This is a genomic window from Bradyrhizobium sp. SZCCHNRI2009 (genome assembly GCF_032485115.1).
In the GTDB taxonomy this organism is placed as follows: Bacteria; Pseudomonadota; Alphaproteobacteria; order Rhizobiales; family Xanthobacteraceae; genus Bradyrhizobium.
In genome coordinates, this window is record NZ_JAUEUH010000003.1 from 498,058 (window position 1) to 513,428 (window position 15,371).

Sequence of the window (15,371 nt, forward strand, 5' to 3'; positions counted from 1 at the left end):
CGACGAGCACCGCGATTGACCTCGATGCGATTGACCTCGATCCGTGCCGATGGCTCGATGGTTGCCGCGCCCAACCAACGAGAAGGCCATCATGGGGAACGCCGCCGAGATCTACGCGCTGCGCTACGCGACGATGTCGCCGCGCACGTCGCACATGAACTTCCTGCAGCCCGATCCGCACGACAGCACGGCGCAGGACCTCGACTATTTCGTGTGGCTGATCCGCCGTGACGGGCGCGACATCCTGGTCGACACCGGCTTCAACGCCGCGGAGGCCGAGATCCGCCATCGCACCCTGACGCGCGATCCGATCGATGCGCTCGCTTCCTTCGGCGTCGCGGCGGCCGACATCCGCGACATCATCGTGACCCATCTGCACTACGATCACGCCGGCAATCTCGACCGCTTCCCGAACGCGCGCTTTCACCTGCAGGAGCGCGAGATGGCGTATGCGACCGGACGCTGCATGTGCAACGGCATGCTGCGCTACCCGTTCACGGTCGAGCACGTCACCACGATGGTGCGCCACGTCTATGGCGAGCGCGTCACCTTCCACAACGGCGACGGTGAGGTCGCGCCGGGCGTCACCGTGCACCGGGTCGGCGGCCATTCCGACGGGCTGCAGGTGGTGCGCGTCGACACCGCGCGCGGCCCGGTCGTGCTCGCCTCCGACGCCGCGCATTACTACGCCAACCTGCAGCGCCGCAGCCCGTTTCCGATCGTGCTCAACATCGGCGACATGATCCAGGGCTGGGAGATCATCGAGCGCCTCGCCGGGCATCCGGATCGATTCATTCCGGGCCACGATCCGCTGGTGACCGAACTCTATCCGCGCGTGAGCGAGGCGGCCGATGCCTACGCACTGCATGTGGCGCCGTCTCGGTCGTTTGCGAGATAGCGGCGCGGCAGGACCAAGTGACGTGACAGGAATGAGCATCGTTTCCGCCATCCCGAGGCGGTGCTGATTTTCTTCGCCGTCATCGCCCGGCTCGAACGGGCGATCCAGGACTCCGAGACGGACAGGCTCAATCACCACGGCCGCGGCGTACTGGACCACCCGCCTGCGCGGGTGATCGACGAAGCGCCGCGCGAACATGACACTTCGGTCTCGCGGCGCGTTTCGCGTCCGAGCTTTACTCATCGAGACACCCTCTTCTGAACAGAGGGCGCAGGGAGAGCCAGGCCTCGGCTGAGGCCTGCGGTCCGCCTGCGAAAAAATGCAGGCGGCAGAACCACAGGTACAGCCGGAATGACCCGGCCCTCCCTGCGCGATGGCTTTACGATTTATACGCAGTCTCCTCGGTGACCGGCTTGTTTGTCACCGTGGCGACGACGCGCGCATCACGCGCGCCGCGCGGACCTCAGCGTCGGGAGGCCAGGACCCTGCGACTTCACCGTCCGCAGCATGGCGTACGTCGGCGTGCTCTCACGCTGCGCCCCGCCGCGGCCATCGCATCCCACCTCAACGCGTCGTGACGTTCGCGAAAGCGCCCCTCTTCAACGAGGCGGGACGGGCGGAAGTCTCCACCTGATTTGCCCGACGGCACAAGCGATTTCTTTTTTACCGAACATCTGGACGACCCAGATCAAGTTGAGATGACTGAATAAATCGGCCACTACGCGCAGATGCAGATTGACGTGCTCCGTCATTGCGAGGAGCGAAGCGACGAAGCAATCCAACCGCCCCGGAATGATTGTGAACATTCAATGCAGCTCCACCTTCGCCTTCTTCGCCAGGTGGTCGCCGAGGAATCGCACGTCCCAATTGGTCAGCCGCACGCAGCCATGCGACTCCGACTTGCCGACCTTGGACGGCTCGGCCGTGCCGTGGATGCCGTAGCCGTTGCCGACCGACAGGCCGATCCAATAGGCGCCGACGGGGTTGTTCGGGCCGGGCTTGATGGTGAACGGCTTGCGCGACTTGACGCCCTTGAACTCGTAGTCCGGATTGTAGCGGTAGTTGGGATCGGCATCCCGCGAGGTGACCTCGAAGCTGCCGTCGGGCGTCGGCTTTTCGTCGCTGCCGACCGTGGCGGGAAACACCGCCACCAGCTTGCCGTCGCGGTCGAACGCCTGCACCGTGCCGGCGTCCTTGCTGATGTCGAGCCGCATGATGTCTGGCGCCTTCTCGTCCGGCCTGATCACATTGGCGACGGCGATCTGCTCGCCCTCCTTGTCGAAGCTGGCCTTCGGATTGAGCGCCGACAGCAGCGCCTCGCTCATGTGGAATTTCTCGGCCAGCGCCTCGCGCGGCGAGGTGTAGCCGAGCGCCGGGAGGTCCTTCATGTCCTCCATGTGCTGCGGCAGCTTCTTCAGGAACGGCCCTTTCACATCGTCGCGGGTGATCGTGTAGGAGACGATCGCCGGCGCCTGGTCGCCGCGCAGCAGCGCCTCCCACAGCTCGGGCGTCAGCTTCGCATCACCGGCAAGCGCCTTGGCCCGCGCGAACGCGGCGAGCGCCTTGCGCGCATTGTCGCCGAAGCGGCCGTCGATCTCGCCGGGCGAGACATGCGCGCGATCGAGCAGCACCTGGGCGCGGATCGCCACCGGATCCATCTTCTCCTCGGCCGGCGGCCGCTTGCGCAGCTCGGCGCTGTTGACGGCGTCGGCGGTGAGCTCGGCGGAGACCGCAGGCGTGACGCCGACGACGCAGAGCAGAAGCGGTATCCAGAGCCGAAGCATGGTCGTGGGTCCCAAGTGAAAGACGGCTGACATTCGGCAACGTCAACGGCGACCCGGCCGAGAAGTTCGGCACCATCGGCTGAACGTCGCGGCATCCTGGCGCGACTACCATGGACGCGGGTCGGCTGGCCCGGCGGCGGTGCGTCTGCTATCCCGGCGACAGCCGTGCAATGAATTGGGTTCGCGAGGATCGGTTTCGGATGGGACATGCCGCAATTGCCGCCACGATGCGCCGGATGCCGATGCTCGCCGCCGCCGGCCTGCTGGCGATGATCCAGGCTGCGGCAGCCGATGACGGCGCGCCGAAGGGCGCCGCGGTCAGCGTGCTCAAGGCGACCAAGGCCTGCTTCGACAACACGGTCGAGGTGTCCGGCATGGTGCTAGCGCGCGACGAGACCGCCGTCAGGCCCGATCGTCCCGGCCTGAAGGTCGCGGAGGTGCTGGTCGATGCCGGCGACACCGTCACGGCCGGACAGAACCTGGCGCGGCTGACGCCGCCGGAGGGCGGCACGATCATGATCCAGGCGCCGGTCGCGGGCACCATCCTGTCGTCGAGCGCCACCATCGGCGCGTTCGCCTCCGGTCGCGGCGAGGCGCTGTTCTCGATTCTCGCCCGCAACGAATATGATCTCGTCGGCTTGGTGCCATCAGCCCAGCTCGGCAAGCTCGCGGTCAACCAGACCGCGCGGATCCGCATCGTCGGGGCCGGCGAGGTCGAGGGCAAGATCCGAAGGGTGGCGCCGACCGTCGAGCCGAACAGCCAGCTCGGCCAGGCCTTCATCGGCATCACCGGCACGGCGCGGTTGCTGGTCAATTCGTTCGGCCGCGCCGTGATCAAGATCGGCCAGAGCTGCGGCGTTGCGGTGCCGCTGACCGCCGTGCTGTACGATCCCGACGGCACGGTGGTGCAGGTGGTCCGGGCTCAGCGGATCGAGACCAAGCGGGTCGAGATCGGCCTGATGGCCGGCGGCCAGGTCGAGATCCGCGACGGCCTCGCCGAGGGCGACGTCGTCGTCACCCGCGCCGGCGCGCTGCTGCGCGAGGGCGACCCGGTCCGGCCGGTGATGGCGAGCAATTGAGGGCAGCGGCGTCGTAGAGAGCCGGCGGGCGCGCTACGCACCCGCCCTTCGAGGGCAACCCGGAGCAATCGAAGCCTTCATTCAGAAGGCGCGCGAGATCGAGGCGGATGAAGACAAGTCTGCGGCCGACGAGATTATTAAGCAGCTGGCGTCAAAGAAGCCGGAACCACATGAAAAATAGTGCAACGTACGATTGGCACATCAGAACCTCAGATATCGGGGTTGAATTGGCTACGTTCTGCCGCATGCTAGAGATTGAGCAAGTAGACTCCGGGCGCGGCTGGACTATCATCCGATGCACTCACCCGGATCAGAGACGCACGCTACAAATATCACGCGAGCGGTCTATCGAGGCTGCGTTGCAGTATATGTCAAGTACATGACTATCGCCTGGAGGGGGAGGGTCGTCGCACGGCGCGTCAGCGACGTGCGGCGGAGCCACGGATGACGGTGCAAGTGGAGAGATCACCCCACCCCGCCCCACGGTTCGCTTCGCTCGCCGTGAGGCGACCCTCCCCCTCCAGGGGAGGGTGGGAGACCGCCGAGAAGGCGGAGCATCTCAGGCGCGGGACAGGCTAAGCTCAGCTGCCGGCGTTGGCGACGTCGGCGCTGAAGCGGATGTCCTCGACCAGCGAGGACGACACGGTCGGCACCTGCTCGCCGTCGGAGCTGCGGGCGATGGCGTTGCGGGTCTTGTTGAACACGGTCTCGGCGCTCGGGCTCTTGCCGAGCTGGTTCAGCAGCTCGGTGACCAGCACGCTGTTCTGGCCCTTCGGATCGTCCAGCACCTTGCCTGGCGTCGCCGACGACAGGATCAGGGCGTTGGCCGGCGCATTGATCGGCGCCAGGCCGTGCGAATAGGCGCGGAAGCGGCGCTCATAGGGATTGCGGCGGGCGGCGTCGATCACTACCAGCTTGGCGCGCGCACCCTGCTCGCGGACGGTGTCGAGCAGGCGCTCGATGCTGGTGCCGTCGCGGCGCACGTCGGCTTCCCGCCAGATCTTGGCGTCGACCGGGATCATGTAGCTCTCGCGTCCGGCCTGGATGGCGTAGCCGCCGAAGAACAGCATCACGACCGAGTCGGGCTTGATCCTGGCCTTGAGGCGCTCGACCGCGCGGGCCATGTCGTCCTTGTTGGCATCCTCGACGACGTCGACGTCGAAGCCGTCGCGGCGCAGCGCGCCGGTCAGCGCACGGGCATCGTTGATCGGCTGGACGAGCGGCGCGTTGGCGTCGGGATAGTGACCATTGCCGATCACGAGCGCGAGGCGCGCGCCGTTGCCGGTCGCCACGCTGCTCTGCTCGGAGGCCGCGGCCTTGGGCGCCTCGAGCGAACGCTTGTTCAGGGCAGCATGCGCGCCGATCGCGAGCGACACCGTGCAGAGAAGCGCGGCGGCGATCACGGCCGATCGGCGGGAAAGAGAAGGCTGCCTTGCGGTCATCACGTCAATCCTGGTCCGAGCCTGCCCATCGATGCCAAAGGGGTGCACCCTTTGGTCGCGCTGGTGCCTCTGAGGTTTGAGGGGTTGCGAGACGATGTGTCGTCTCAATGCGCGCAAATTGCGGCGCCGCAACGAAGAAAGGCTTAACCCGAACCCGCGTCCCAAGCAACATCGGAACACCATTGACTTTTCAAGCACTTGAAGAGAAACGCAAATTTAACCATGACGGCGATCTCCAAACGACCCCGGACGGACCGCCGGGAGACCACATTGCCGCCAAATCCGCCTCCCGCGCCGTGACCGCCGTCACGTTGTCTTTGGCCGTCCAGCGTGTCAGTTTGCCCAATGCATGCGCGTGACGCGCCGTTTGCCGGGCGTCTCGAGCAACGCATGCCGCTCGTCCTGCCTTCGACAACCCGCGAGTCCTCGCTTGAGTTTCCAGTATTTCGCCGGCGCGGCCTGTCGCGCACTGACGGCCCGGAAGGATGGGCCCTCGCTGTACGAGGTCTGCGATCCCATCCTGCGCCGGCCCGGCAGCGGCGACCCGCATCTGTCGAAATTCTATCGGACCGCGCTCGGGAACCCGGCGCTGCGCGCATTGCTGCGCCGTGCCGGCCTGCCCGAGTTGAACGATCCCGCTGTTCTCAATGCGCTGCGCGACGCGCTGGTCCTTGCCCGCGACAATCCGACGCCGGACTGGGAGCAGGTCGGCCGCCCCGTCGCCGATCTGGTCGACAGCGTCGCCTTGCACCACCCTGCCCCGCCGCGCCGGACTGCGGCGGCGGCCATGCCGCCGGCCGGCGAGGTCGATCGCGTGATCCGGGCCTGTGGCGCCGATCTGCTCGGCTCGTTCAGCCGCAATGGCTTCATCCCGACCTATGCCGCCTTCAACCTGATCGGCGATCCCGACATGAAGGGCCGCGAGGTCAAGATGGCGCTGCAGGGGCTCGACGCCCGCGGCTACAAGAACTCGACCTTGCTGTTCAACCTCGCCCGCGTCTTCATCGCGCGATCGCCGGCGGCCGCGGTGATCAATCCGCCGTGGCGCGGCATCGCCGAGCCGATGTGGGAGCCGGTGCAGATCCGCCACCGCTCGGCCTATTACGACGCGTTCTTCACCGAGGCGCTGCTGAGCTATCTGGAGACGGGCCTCGCGTCATCGGAGCAGACAAGCGCGGCGCGCAGCGCCATCGCCGCCATGGTCGAGTTCTGCCTGACCATCAGCCGCGAGGAGGTGCGCGGCGCCGACGGCAAGAGCTACAATGTCGTCACCGCGCTGGCGCCGCCGCCGCATCCGCGCTTCTCGCGCTTCTTCACCCAGATCAAGCAGGACCTCGGCTTCGGCGTCTACGTGCCGGATTGCGACACCACGGCGTGCTCGTTCTCGGCGGCGACGCAGGCCGGCTCGGAGGATCCGATGTTGAGCCAGCCGCTGCTGGATTTCTATGCGGGCTACCAGGTGCGCGCCGGCGGCAACGAGCCGCGCGTGACGGTGCCGATCAACGACAACATCGACTATGAAGGCGGTGTCGCGACCTGGATCGACAGCCTGGCCGGCGAGCGGCCCTACGGCAATGATCTCGATCCGACGTTGAACCTCGACGTGCTCGAGGTATCGTTCCGCAATCTCGGGCGCTGGCAGATCCTGGAGACGCAAGCCCGGCTCGATGTCGTCAGGCGGATTGTCGGCTTCCAGCAGCGGCTGGTGCTGAGCGGCGCCTTCGCCGACCCCCGCTCGCACATCTATTATCTGCCGGAGCTGTACTGCGCCTATTTCGGCCGCTGCTACCACGCCTTCATGGCGCTGCCGCCGGCGGCGCGGCAGGCGATCGATCCCGACGGCGCGTTCGAGCTCATTCGTCTGCGCGTGCTGGCCTATGTCGAGGACGAGCTGGTCGGCCGCGAGATGAACCCGTTCGACGCCGCGCTGGCGCTGATCGCGCTCGGCCATCTCGGCGGCGCTGCGGCGAGCTTCGCGCCCGCAGTGCATTGCATCGTGACGTCGTTCGGCGAGGGTGGCCGGCGGCATCCGTACCGCGCCTATGAGTGGAACAAGATGAAGACCCCGACCCGGATCCTGGTCGGCGGCCCTGAGGTGACATCTGCCTTCGTGCTGATGGGCCTGGCGCTGGCGCGGCGGGTCGTCGTGCGGTGAGGGAGTGATGGCGGTCGGCTCCCCTCCCCCTTGCGGGAAAGGGAGCGCACTGCCGTCGAGGTGATAGCTCGAGTCGCCCTTCTCTCAGCCCGCCATCGCGCGAAGTTGAGCGGCTCAGCCAATCACGGCGCTGGAACCGCGGGCCGATCCGCCGCACAATTGCTCCAGCCTTCCCATCCCCAAGGACGACCCGCGCCCGTTGATGTCGATGAAACCAGCTTTGCTTGCGCTCCTCCTGCTGCTGCCCTCCGTCGCGTCCGCGGCCGACATCACCGGGATTCCCAAGATCCGTGAGGCCGATGGGATCACGATCGGGACCACCCGCATCCGGCTCGGCGGCATCGACGCGCCCTCCGTGGATCAGCTCTGCCTCAACAAGAACGGCGAGCGCTGGACCTGCGGCGTGGCGGCGCGTGACGAGCTGATCAAGTACGTCGACGGCAAGAGCTGGACCTGCCATCCGCGCTCGATCGACCGCCGCGGCCGCCAGGTCGCGCGCTGCGACGTCGACGGCGAGGACATCCAGAAATGGCTGGTGCGCAGCGGCTGGGCGCTGGCCTATCGCACCCTCTCGCATGACTACGAGCCCGACGAGGCGGAGGCGCGCGCAGCCAAGGCCGGCATGTGGCAGGGCGCGTTCATCGCGCCATGGGACTGGCGCGTGCGCAACAAGAAGACTGCGATCCTCGGGGCCACCAACCCGCCGGAGGGCGCGCGCAAAATCCTGCTCGCCTCGGCCTCGGGCCCGGTCGCGCCCTCGCCGGACTGCACCATCAAGGGCAATGTCAACGGCGCCGGCGAGTGCATCTATCACACGCCGCAGAGCCGCTGGTACGCGCAGATCAAGATGCACGTCGCCAAGGGCACCCGCTGGTTCTGCTCGGTCGAGGAGGCCGAGGCCGCCGGCTGCCGCGAAACGAGGCGCTGACGGCCCAACCCGCCGGCCTGCCGGGGCATGCCAGCCCCCCGGCTTCTCCGGCTTTTCTTAATGCGCCGCGCCACGTAAAACGACCATGGGCCGGCCGTGTGCGAGAGCCCGTCACCACCCTCAACCGCCAAACCACATCGCCGAGGACACTGACAATGACCGTTCGCGCGGGCCGGGAGTTTCTGGCCATCCCGGGACCCACCACGATGCCCGACGAGGTGCTGCAGGCGATGCACCGCCCGGCGCTCGACATCTACTCCAAGCAGATGGTCGAGCTGACCGACGGCATCATGTCCGATCTCGGCCGGCTGTTCGCCACCAAGGGCAAGACCTACATCTACATCGCCAACGGTCACGGCGCCTGGGAGGCGGTGCTCTCCAACGTGCTGGCGCGCGGCGACAAGGTGCTGGTGCTGGAGAGCGGCCGCTTCGCGATCGGCTGGGGCAATGCGGCGCGCGCGATGGGCGCCGAGGTCGAAGTGCTCCGCGGCGACTGGCGCCGCGCGGTGCGGCCGGCCGAGGTCGAGGCGCGGCTGCGCGCCGACAAGGAGCACAGCATCAAGGCGATCGTGGTGGCGCAGATCGATACGGCGTCCGGCGTCGTCAACGACGTCGAGGCGATCGGCCGCGCCATCAAGGCCGCGGGCCATCCGGCACTCTACATGGTCGACACCGTGGCCTCGCTCGGCTGCATGCCGTTCGAGATGGATGCCTGGGGCATCGACGTCGCGATGTCCGGGTCGCAGAAGGGCCTGATGACGCCGCCGGGTCTCGGCTTCGTCGCGGCCAATGACCGCGCGCTCGAGGCGCACAAGCGCGCCAACATGCGCACGCCCTATTGGGACTGGAGCGAGCGCGAGGGCACCGAGCACTATCGCAAATATGGCGGCACCGCGCCGGTGCATCTGCTGTTCGCACTGCGCCAAGCCATGGACATGCTGTTCGCCGAAGGACTGCCGCATGCCTTCCGCCGCCATGAGCTGTTGGCTGAGGCCGTGCGCCGCGCGGTGGCGAAGTGGAGCGAGGGCCAGGTGATCGGTTTCAACATCGAAGACGCCGCCGAGCGCTCCAACACCGTGACCACTGTGCTGGTCGGCGAAGGTTATGATCCGGCCGTGTTGCAGACCTACTGCAAGGAGCAGTGCGGCGTCGTGCTCGGCACCGGGATCGGCGATCTCCAGGGCCAGGCGTTCCGCATCGCCCATATGGGCCATGTCAACGCGCCGATGGTGCTGGGCACGCTCGGCGTGATCGAAATGGCGCTGGTGGCGTTGAAGATTCCGCACGGCCGCGGAGGCCTCGACGCCGCGATCCAATGGCTCGGCGAGAGCGTGACCCCGTAAAGGACGACATGACCGACTTGAGCACCAAGGCGCCGGTGGCGCCGCGCCATCCGCACAGCTTCACCCGTCACGGCATCACCGTAAGCGACGACTATGCGTGGCTGAAAGACGCGCGGTGGCAGGAGGTGCTGCACGATCCGTCGCTGCTGGATGCTGATATCCGCGCCTATCTCGAGGCCGAGAACGCCTATGCGGAATCCGTGCTCGGCCACACCTCACCGCTGCAGAAGAAGCTCGTCGCGGAGATGCGCGGCCGCATCAAGGAGGACGATTCCTCGGTGCCGTCGCCGGACGGGCCCTACGCCTATTTCCGCAAGTATCGCGAGGGCGGCCAGCACGAGCTGTTCTGCCGGACGCCGCGCAACGGCGGGGCGGAGACGATCGGGCTCGATGGCGATGCGCTGGCGCGAGGCCACGACTATTTCAAGTTCGGCGGCAGCCGGCATTCGCACGACCACAAGCGCGTCGCCTGGAGCGCCGACACCAAGGGCTCGGAATATTTCACCATCCGCGTCCGCGACTGGGATAGCGGCAACGATCTCGACGACGTCGTCGAGGAGACCGACGGCGGTGTGGTGTGGTCACGCGATTGCACGAGCTTCTTCTACGTCAAGCTCGACGACAATCACCGCCCGATGCAGGTGTGGCGGCATAAGCTCGGCACCAGGCAGGCCGAAGACGCGCTGGTGTACGAGGAGAAGGACACCGGCTGGTTCACCCATGTGCACGAGTCGACGTCGGGCCGGTTCTGCGTCATCGCCGGCGGCGACCACGAGACGTCCGAACAACGGTTGATCGATCTCGATGCTCCCGAGGCGCCGCCGCGCCTCGTGGCCGCGCGCGAGAACGGCGTGCAATATTCGATCGCCGACCGCGGCGATGAGCTGTTCATCCTGACCAATGCCGACGGCGCCATCGACTTCAAGATCGTCACCGCGCCGCTGTCCGCGCCCGAGCGCGCCAACTGGCGCGACCTCATTCCGCACCGCGCCGGCATCTACGTACTCGACCACGATCTGTATGCCGGGCACCTCGTGCGGCTGGAGCGCGCCAATGCGCTGCCGTCGATCGTCATCCGCGATCTCGCATCCGGCGAGGAGCACGCCATCGCCTTCGACGAAGGCGCCTATTCGCTCGACGCGATGGGCTCCTACGAGTTCGACACCACCAATCTGCGCTTTGCCTATTCGTCGATGACGACGCCGTCGGAGGTGTGGGACTACGACATGGTGACGCGCGCGAAGACCTTGCGCAAGCGCCAGGAGATTCCGTCCGGGCACAATCCGGCCGACTACGTCACCACGCGCATCATGGCCAAGGCGGAGGACGGCGCCGAGGTGCCGGTGTCGCTGCTGCACCGGCGCGACCTCAACGCCGACGGCTCGGCGCCGCTGCTGCTCTATGGCTACGGCTCCTATGGCCACGCGATGCCGGCCTCGTTCTCGGCCAACCGGCTGTCGCTGGTCGACCGCGGCTTCGTCTACGCCATCGCCCATATCCGCGGCGGCACCGACAAGGGCTGGGGCTGGTATCTCGACGGCAAGCGCGAGAAGAAGACCAACAGTTTCGACGACTTCGCTGCCTGTGCACGGGCGCTGATCGCGGCGAACTACACCAGCGCCAGGCGCATCGTCGGTCATGGCGGCAGCGCCGGTGGCATGCTGATGGGCGCGGTCGCCAACCGCGCGGGCGAGCTGTTCGCCGGCATCGTCGCCGAGGTGCCGTTCGTCGACGTGCTGAACACGATGCTCGACGATACCCTGCCGCTGACGCCGCCGGAATGGCCCGAGTGGGGCAACCCGATCGAGAGCGAGAAGGATTTCCGCACCATCCTGTCCTACTCGCCCTACGACAACGTCGCCGCCAAGGAGTATCCCGCGATCCTCGCGATGGCCGGACTGACCGACCCGCGCGTCACCTATTGGGAGCCTGCAAAGTGGATCGCGCAGCTGCGCGCGACGATGACCGGCGGCGGGCCGGTCCTCCTGCGCACCAACATGGGCGCCGGCCACGGCGGCGCCTCCGGCCGCTTCAACCGGCTGGACGAGGTCGCGATCGTCTACGCGTTCGCGCTATGGGCGGTGGGTCTGGCAGATCGGACGGCGTGAGCGGCGATGGGCTGCAATCCGATCTGAGGCAAACTCTCGCCTGAACACCGGTGTCGTCCCTGCGAACGCAGGGACCCGTAACCATCGCCGTCCGTTTCTGAGCGCGCTGGAGCTGCGTCCTTCGTAGTCACGTCGCCCTGTGGTTATGGCTCCCGGCTCAAGGCCGGGACAACAGCGGAGGACATGACTGCTACCGGTTGTGCTTCGCGCGCCACGCCGCGAAGTCGGCGGGCGTCTGCGGATCCGTCGCGGGATAGAGGCCGAGGATCGAGCGGCCCTTGGCAACTTCCTCGGCAACGAAATCCTCGAACGCGGTCATCTCGAACGTCTCGTCCGCGATCTCGTCGGCGAGATGGGCGGGGATGACGATGACGCCGTCGGAATCGCCGAGGATGACGTCACCCGGAAACACCGGCGCGTCGCCGCAGGCGATCGGGCCGTTGATCTCGATCGCATGATGCAGGGTGAGATTGGTCGGCGCGCTCGGACGCTGGTGGAAGGCGGGGATGCCGAGCTTGGCAATGTCGGCGGCGTCACGGAAGCCGCCGTCGGTGACGACGCCGGCGACGCCGCGCTGCTGCAGGCGGCTCACGAGAATGGCGCCGGCCGAGGCGGCGCGCGCGTCCTTGCGGCTGTCCATCACCAGCACGGCGCCGGGCGGACAATCTTCGACGGCCTTGCGCTGCGGATGGCCGCGGTCGCGAAACACTTCGATGGTGTTGAGATCCTCGCGCGCTGGGATGTAGCGCAAGGTGAAGGCTTCGCCGACCATGGTCGGCTGCGCCGGGCTGAGCGGATGGACGTTCTGGATGCACTGGATGCGCAGGCCGCGCTTGAACAGCGCGGTAGCGACCGTGGCCGTCGAGACGGTCTTGAGCTTGTTGCGGGTGGCGGTGCTGAGTCTGGTCATGTCCTGCTCTCTCCGGTCGTCATTCCGGGGCGCGCGGAGCGCGAGCCCGGAATCCATACTCCCGATCGTGGTTATGGATTCCGGGCTCGCCGCTCCGCGGCGCCCCGGAATGACGGGTGAACTAATAAATCGCTGGCTCGCCGACTGCGGCGCCGAAGCCGGTCTCGAGGAAATCGAAATCGCAGCCATCATTGGCCTGCTTGATGTGGCGGGCGAACATCCAGCCATAGCCGCGCTCGAAGCGCGGGTCCGGCGGAGTCCAGGCGGCGCGGCGGCGCGCCAGTTCGTCCTCGGGCACATCGAGATTGATGGTGCGCGCGGCGACGTCCAGCGTGATCAGGTCGCCATTCTTCACCAGCGCCAGCGGACCGCCGACATAGGCCTCCGGCGCGACGTGCAGGATGCAGGCGCCGTAGGACGTCCCGCTCATGCGCGCGTCGGACAGCCGGACCATGTCGCGCACGCCCTGCTTCACCAGCTTGGTCGGGATCGGCAGCATGCCCCATTCCGGCATCCCCGGCCCGCCCTGTGGCCCGGCATTGCGCAGGATCAGCACATGGTCGGCGGTGACGTCGAGATCGGGATCGTCGATCGCCTTCTTCATCGAGGGATAGTCGTCGAACACCAGCGCCGGGCCGGTGTGCCTGAGGAAGCGCGGATCACAGGCAGAGGGCTTGATGACGCAGCCGTCCGGCGCAAGGTTGCCCTTGAGCACGGCGAGCGCACCTTCGCGATAGATCGGGTTCGACTGCGGACGGATGACGTCGTCATTGTAGACGCCGGCGCCCTTGATGTTGTCGCCGAGGGTGCGGCCATTGACGGTGAGGCAGTCGAGATGGAGATGCTCGGTCATACGGCTCATCAGGCCGGGCAGCCCTCCGGCATAGTAGAAATCCTCCATCAGGTAAGTGTCGCCGCTCGGCCGGACATTGGCGAGCACCGGCACCTTGCGGCTGGCGGCCTCGAAATCATCAAGGCCGATATCGGCGCCGGCGCGGCGCGCCTGCGCGATCACATGGATGATGGCGTTGGTCGAGCAGCCCATCGCCATGGCGACCGCGATCGCATTCTCGAACGCCTGATGGGTCTGGATCTTCGATGGCGTCAGGTCCTCCCACACCATCTCGACGACGCGGCGGCCGCATTCCGAGCTCATGCGGATGTGCTCGGCATCGGCAGCCGGAATCGACGAGGCGCCGGGCAAGGTCATGCCGATCGCTTCCGCGATCGCGGTCATGGTCGAGGCCGTCCCCATGGTCATGCAGGTGCCGTGGCTGCGGGCGATGCCGGCTTCCATCGCGTTCCAATCAGCGTCCGACAGCTTGCCGGCGCGGCGTTCATCCCAGTACTTCCAGGCGTCGGAGCCGGAGCCCAGCGTCTTGCCCTTCCAGTTGCCGCGCAGCATCGGCCCGGCCGGGAGATAGATCGCCGGCAGGTTCATGCTGGTGGCGCCGAGCAGCAGCGCCGGCGTGGTCTTGTCGCAGCCGCCCATCAGCACGACGCCATCGACGGGGTGGCCGCGCAAGAGCTCCTCGACATCCATCGCCAGCATGTTGCGATAGAGCATCGTGGTTGGCTTCAACAGCGACTCCGACAGCGACAGCGCAGGCAGCTCGATCGGGAAACCGCCGGCCATCAGCACGCCGCGCTTGACGTCGTCGACCCGCTGCTTGAAGTGCATGTGGCAGGGCTGCGCGTCGGACCAGGTGTTGATGATGGCGATGACCGGACGGCCCTTCCACTCCTCCTGGGCATAGCCCATCTGCATCACCCGCGAGCGGTGGCCGAAGGAACGGAGATCGTCGGGCGCGAACCAGCGCGCGCTGCGCAGCTGATCGGGGCTCTTCTTGTGGCTCATGATTGCGTTCCCCAGGTCAGCACGGTCTTGCGCTCGATGGTGCGGAAGATCAGGTTCTCGACCACGAGGCCGATCAGGATCACGGTCAGCAGGCCGGCGAACACCGCGGGGATCTCGAGCAGATTGCGGTTCTCGAAGATGAACCAGCCGAGGCCGCCCTGCCCCGAGGAGACACCGAACACCAGCTCGGCCGCGATCAGGGTGCGCCAGGCGAAGGCCCAGCCGATCTTCAGACCCGTGAGGATGGCGCCGAACGCCGCCGGAATCAGGATTCGGATCACATAGGAGAAGCCGCTGAGACCGTAGTTGCGCCCGACCATGCGCAGCGTGTTCGAGACGCTTTTGAAGCCGGAATGGGTGTTGAGCGCGACGGGCCACAGCACCGAATGGATCAGCACGAAGACGAGACTGCCGCTGCCGAGCCCGAACCAGATCAGCGCCAGCGGCAGCAGCGCGATCGCCGGCAAGGGATTGAACATCGCCGTGATCGTCTCGAGGAAATCGGTGCCGATGCGGGTCGAGATCGCGAGCACAGTCAGGATCGCCGCGAGAACGATGCCTGCGGCATAGCCCATGAACAGCACCTTCAGCGAGGTCCAGACGCGCATCGGGATGGTGCCGTCGCGGACCTTCTCCCACAGCGCCGCGATGGTGTCGGAGAAGGTCGGGAACAGCAGGGGATTGTCGAGATAGCTGCCATAGGCCTGCCAGATCGCGGCGAGCAAGACGATGATCAGGCTCTTGCGCACGAAGCCGTCGTTCCACAGCAGCTCGAGCACGCCGAGCTTGCGCGCGACATCTGCAGGCGCGGCGCTCGCGGCCGACGTATCGCGCAGGATGATCTTGGCTTCAGCCATGGGCGCCGT

At 66.9% G+C, this 15,371-nt stretch carries 12 protein-coding genes; 7 read left to right on the top strand and 5 right to left on the bottom strand.

The annotated features are described in order from the left end of the window. The first annotated feature begins 91 nt into the window (after positions 1-91). Positions 92-898 carry an N-acyl homoserine lactonase family protein gene (locus QX041_RS14170; protein ID WP_315828372.1) on the top strand — a complete coding sequence of 269 codons (807 nt, stop codon included), beginning with the start codon at positions 92-94 and terminating at the stop codon, positions 896-898. Positions 899-958: 60 nt separating this feature from the next. Beyond that, entirely contained in the window at positions 959-1,159 is a 201-nt protein-coding gene (locus tag QX041_RS14175) for a hypothetical protein (protein ID WP_315828373.1), read from the top strand. 545 nt (positions 1,160-1,704) lie between these two features. Here the strand turns inward: QX041_RS14175 and QX041_RS14180 are convergent. Then, positions 1,705-2,682: a L,D-transpeptidase gene (locus QX041_RS14180; RefSeq protein WP_316165716.1), complete on the bottom strand. Its 978-nt coding sequence runs from the start codon at positions 2,680-2,682 to the stop codon at positions 1,705-1,707. Positions 2,683-2,882: 200 nt separating this feature from the next. On the opposite strand from QX041_RS14180, the gene QX041_RS14185 reads away from it, so the two are divergent. Then, complete coding sequence (locus QX041_RS14185) at positions 2,883-3,761, top strand: efflux RND transporter periplasmic adaptor subunit (protein ID WP_315716991.1); 879 nt, start codon at positions 2,883-2,885, stop codon at positions 3,759-3,761. A gap of 581 nt (positions 3,762-4,342) precedes the next feature. Here QX041_RS14185 and QX041_RS14190 read toward each other — a convergent pair. Then, complete coding sequence (locus tag QX041_RS14190) at positions 4,343-5,203, bottom strand: caspase family protein (protein ID WP_315750742.1); 861 nt, start codon at positions 5,201-5,203, stop codon at positions 4,343-4,345. Between the two features lie 430 nt (positions 5,204-5,633). Here QX041_RS14190 and QX041_RS14195 point away from each other — a divergent pair, with 430 nt between their 5' ends. The 4 genes from QX041_RS14195 (at position 5,634) to QX041_RS14210 (ending at position 11,737) form a co-directional block, all read left to right on the top strand. After that, positions 5,634-7,358: a hypothetical protein gene (locus QX041_RS14195; RefSeq protein WP_315828375.1), complete on the top strand. Its 1,725-nt coding sequence runs from the start codon at positions 5,634-5,636 to the stop codon at positions 7,356-7,358. Between the two features lie 202 nt (positions 7,359-7,560). Continuing rightward, positions 7,561-8,286 carry a thermonuclease family protein gene (locus QX041_RS14200; RefSeq protein WP_315716988.1) on the top strand — a complete coding sequence of 242 codons (726 nt, stop codon included), beginning with the start codon at positions 7,561-7,563 and terminating at the stop codon, positions 8,284-8,286. Between the two features lie 155 nt (positions 8,287-8,441). Further along, positions 8,442-9,629, top strand: coding sequence for a pyridoxal-phosphate-dependent aminotransferase family protein (locus QX041_RS14205; RefSeq protein WP_315828376.1), 1,188 nt, complete (start codon positions 8,442-8,444; stop codon positions 9,627-9,629). Positions 9,630-9,637: 8 nt separating this feature from the next. Beyond that, on the top strand, positions 9,638-11,737 hold the full coding sequence (locus QX041_RS14210; RefSeq protein ID WP_315828377.1) for a S9 family peptidase: 2,100 nt from the start codon (positions 9,638-9,640) through the stop codon (positions 11,735-11,737). 190 nt (positions 11,738-11,927) lie between these two features. Here the strand turns inward: QX041_RS14210 and QX041_RS14215 are convergent, their stop codons facing one another. From QX041_RS14215 to QX041_RS14225, 3 genes are all read right to left on the bottom strand, one after another. Next, complete coding sequence (locus QX041_RS14215) at positions 11,928-12,647, bottom strand: ribonuclease activity regulator RraA (RefSeq protein ID WP_315828378.1); 720 nt, start codon at positions 12,645-12,647, stop codon at positions 11,928-11,930. Between the two features lie 121 nt (positions 12,648-12,768). Continuing rightward, entirely contained in the window at positions 12,769-14,505 is a 1,737-nt protein-coding gene (araD, locus tag QX041_RS14220; RefSeq protein ID WP_316165718.1) for an L-arabinonate dehydratase, read from the bottom strand. Next, a complete protein-coding gene (locus tag QX041_RS14225; RefSeq protein ID WP_315750732.1) occupies positions 14,502-15,362 on the bottom strand; it encodes an ABC transporter permease in 861 nt (286 codons plus the stop codon). The genes araD and QX041_RS14225 overlap by 4 nt, the downstream gene beginning before the upstream one ends. Positions 15,363-15,371 lie beyond the last annotated feature (9 nt).

Excerpts from the sequence above, each read along its gene's own strand:
- QX041_RS14225 (WP_315750732.1), bottom strand. The coding sequence starts at position 15,362 with ATGGCTGAAGCCAAGATCATCCTGCGCGATACGTCGGCCGCGAGCGCC.
- QX041_RS14190 (WP_315750742.1), bottom strand. The coding sequence starts at position 5,203 with ATGACCGCAAGGCAGCCTTCTCTTTCCCGCCGATCGGCCGTGATCGCC.
- QX041_RS14170 (WP_315828372.1), top strand. The coding sequence starts at position 92 with ATGGGGAACGCCGCCGAGATCTACGCGCTGCGCTACGCGACGATGTCG.
- QX041_RS14200 (WP_315716988.1), top strand. The coding sequence starts at position 7,561 with ATGTCGATGAAACCAGCTTTGCTTGCGCTCCTCCTGCTGCTGCCCTCC.
- QX041_RS14210 (WP_315828377.1), top strand. The coding sequence starts at position 9,638 with ATGACCGACTTGAGCACCAAGGCGCCGGTGGCGCCGCGCCATCCGCAC.
- QX041_RS14180 (WP_316165716.1), bottom strand. The coding sequence starts at position 2,682 with ATGCTTCGGCTCTGGATACCGCTTCTGCTCTGCGTCGTCGGCGTCACG.
- QX041_RS14185 (WP_315716991.1), top strand. The coding sequence starts at position 2,883 with ATGGGACATGCCGCAATTGCCGCCACGATGCGCCGGATGCCGATGCTC.
- araD (WP_316165718.1), bottom strand. The coding sequence starts at position 14,505 with ATGAGCCACAAGAAGAGCCCCGATCAGCTGCGCAGCGCGCGCTGGTTC.
- QX041_RS14205 (WP_315828376.1), top strand. The coding sequence starts at position 8,442 with ATGACCGTTCGCGCGGGCCGGGAGTTTCTGGCCATCCCGGGACCCACC.
- QX041_RS14215 (WP_315828378.1), bottom strand. The coding sequence starts at position 12,647 with ATGACCAGACTCAGCACCGCCACCCGCAACAAGCTCAAGACCGTCTCG.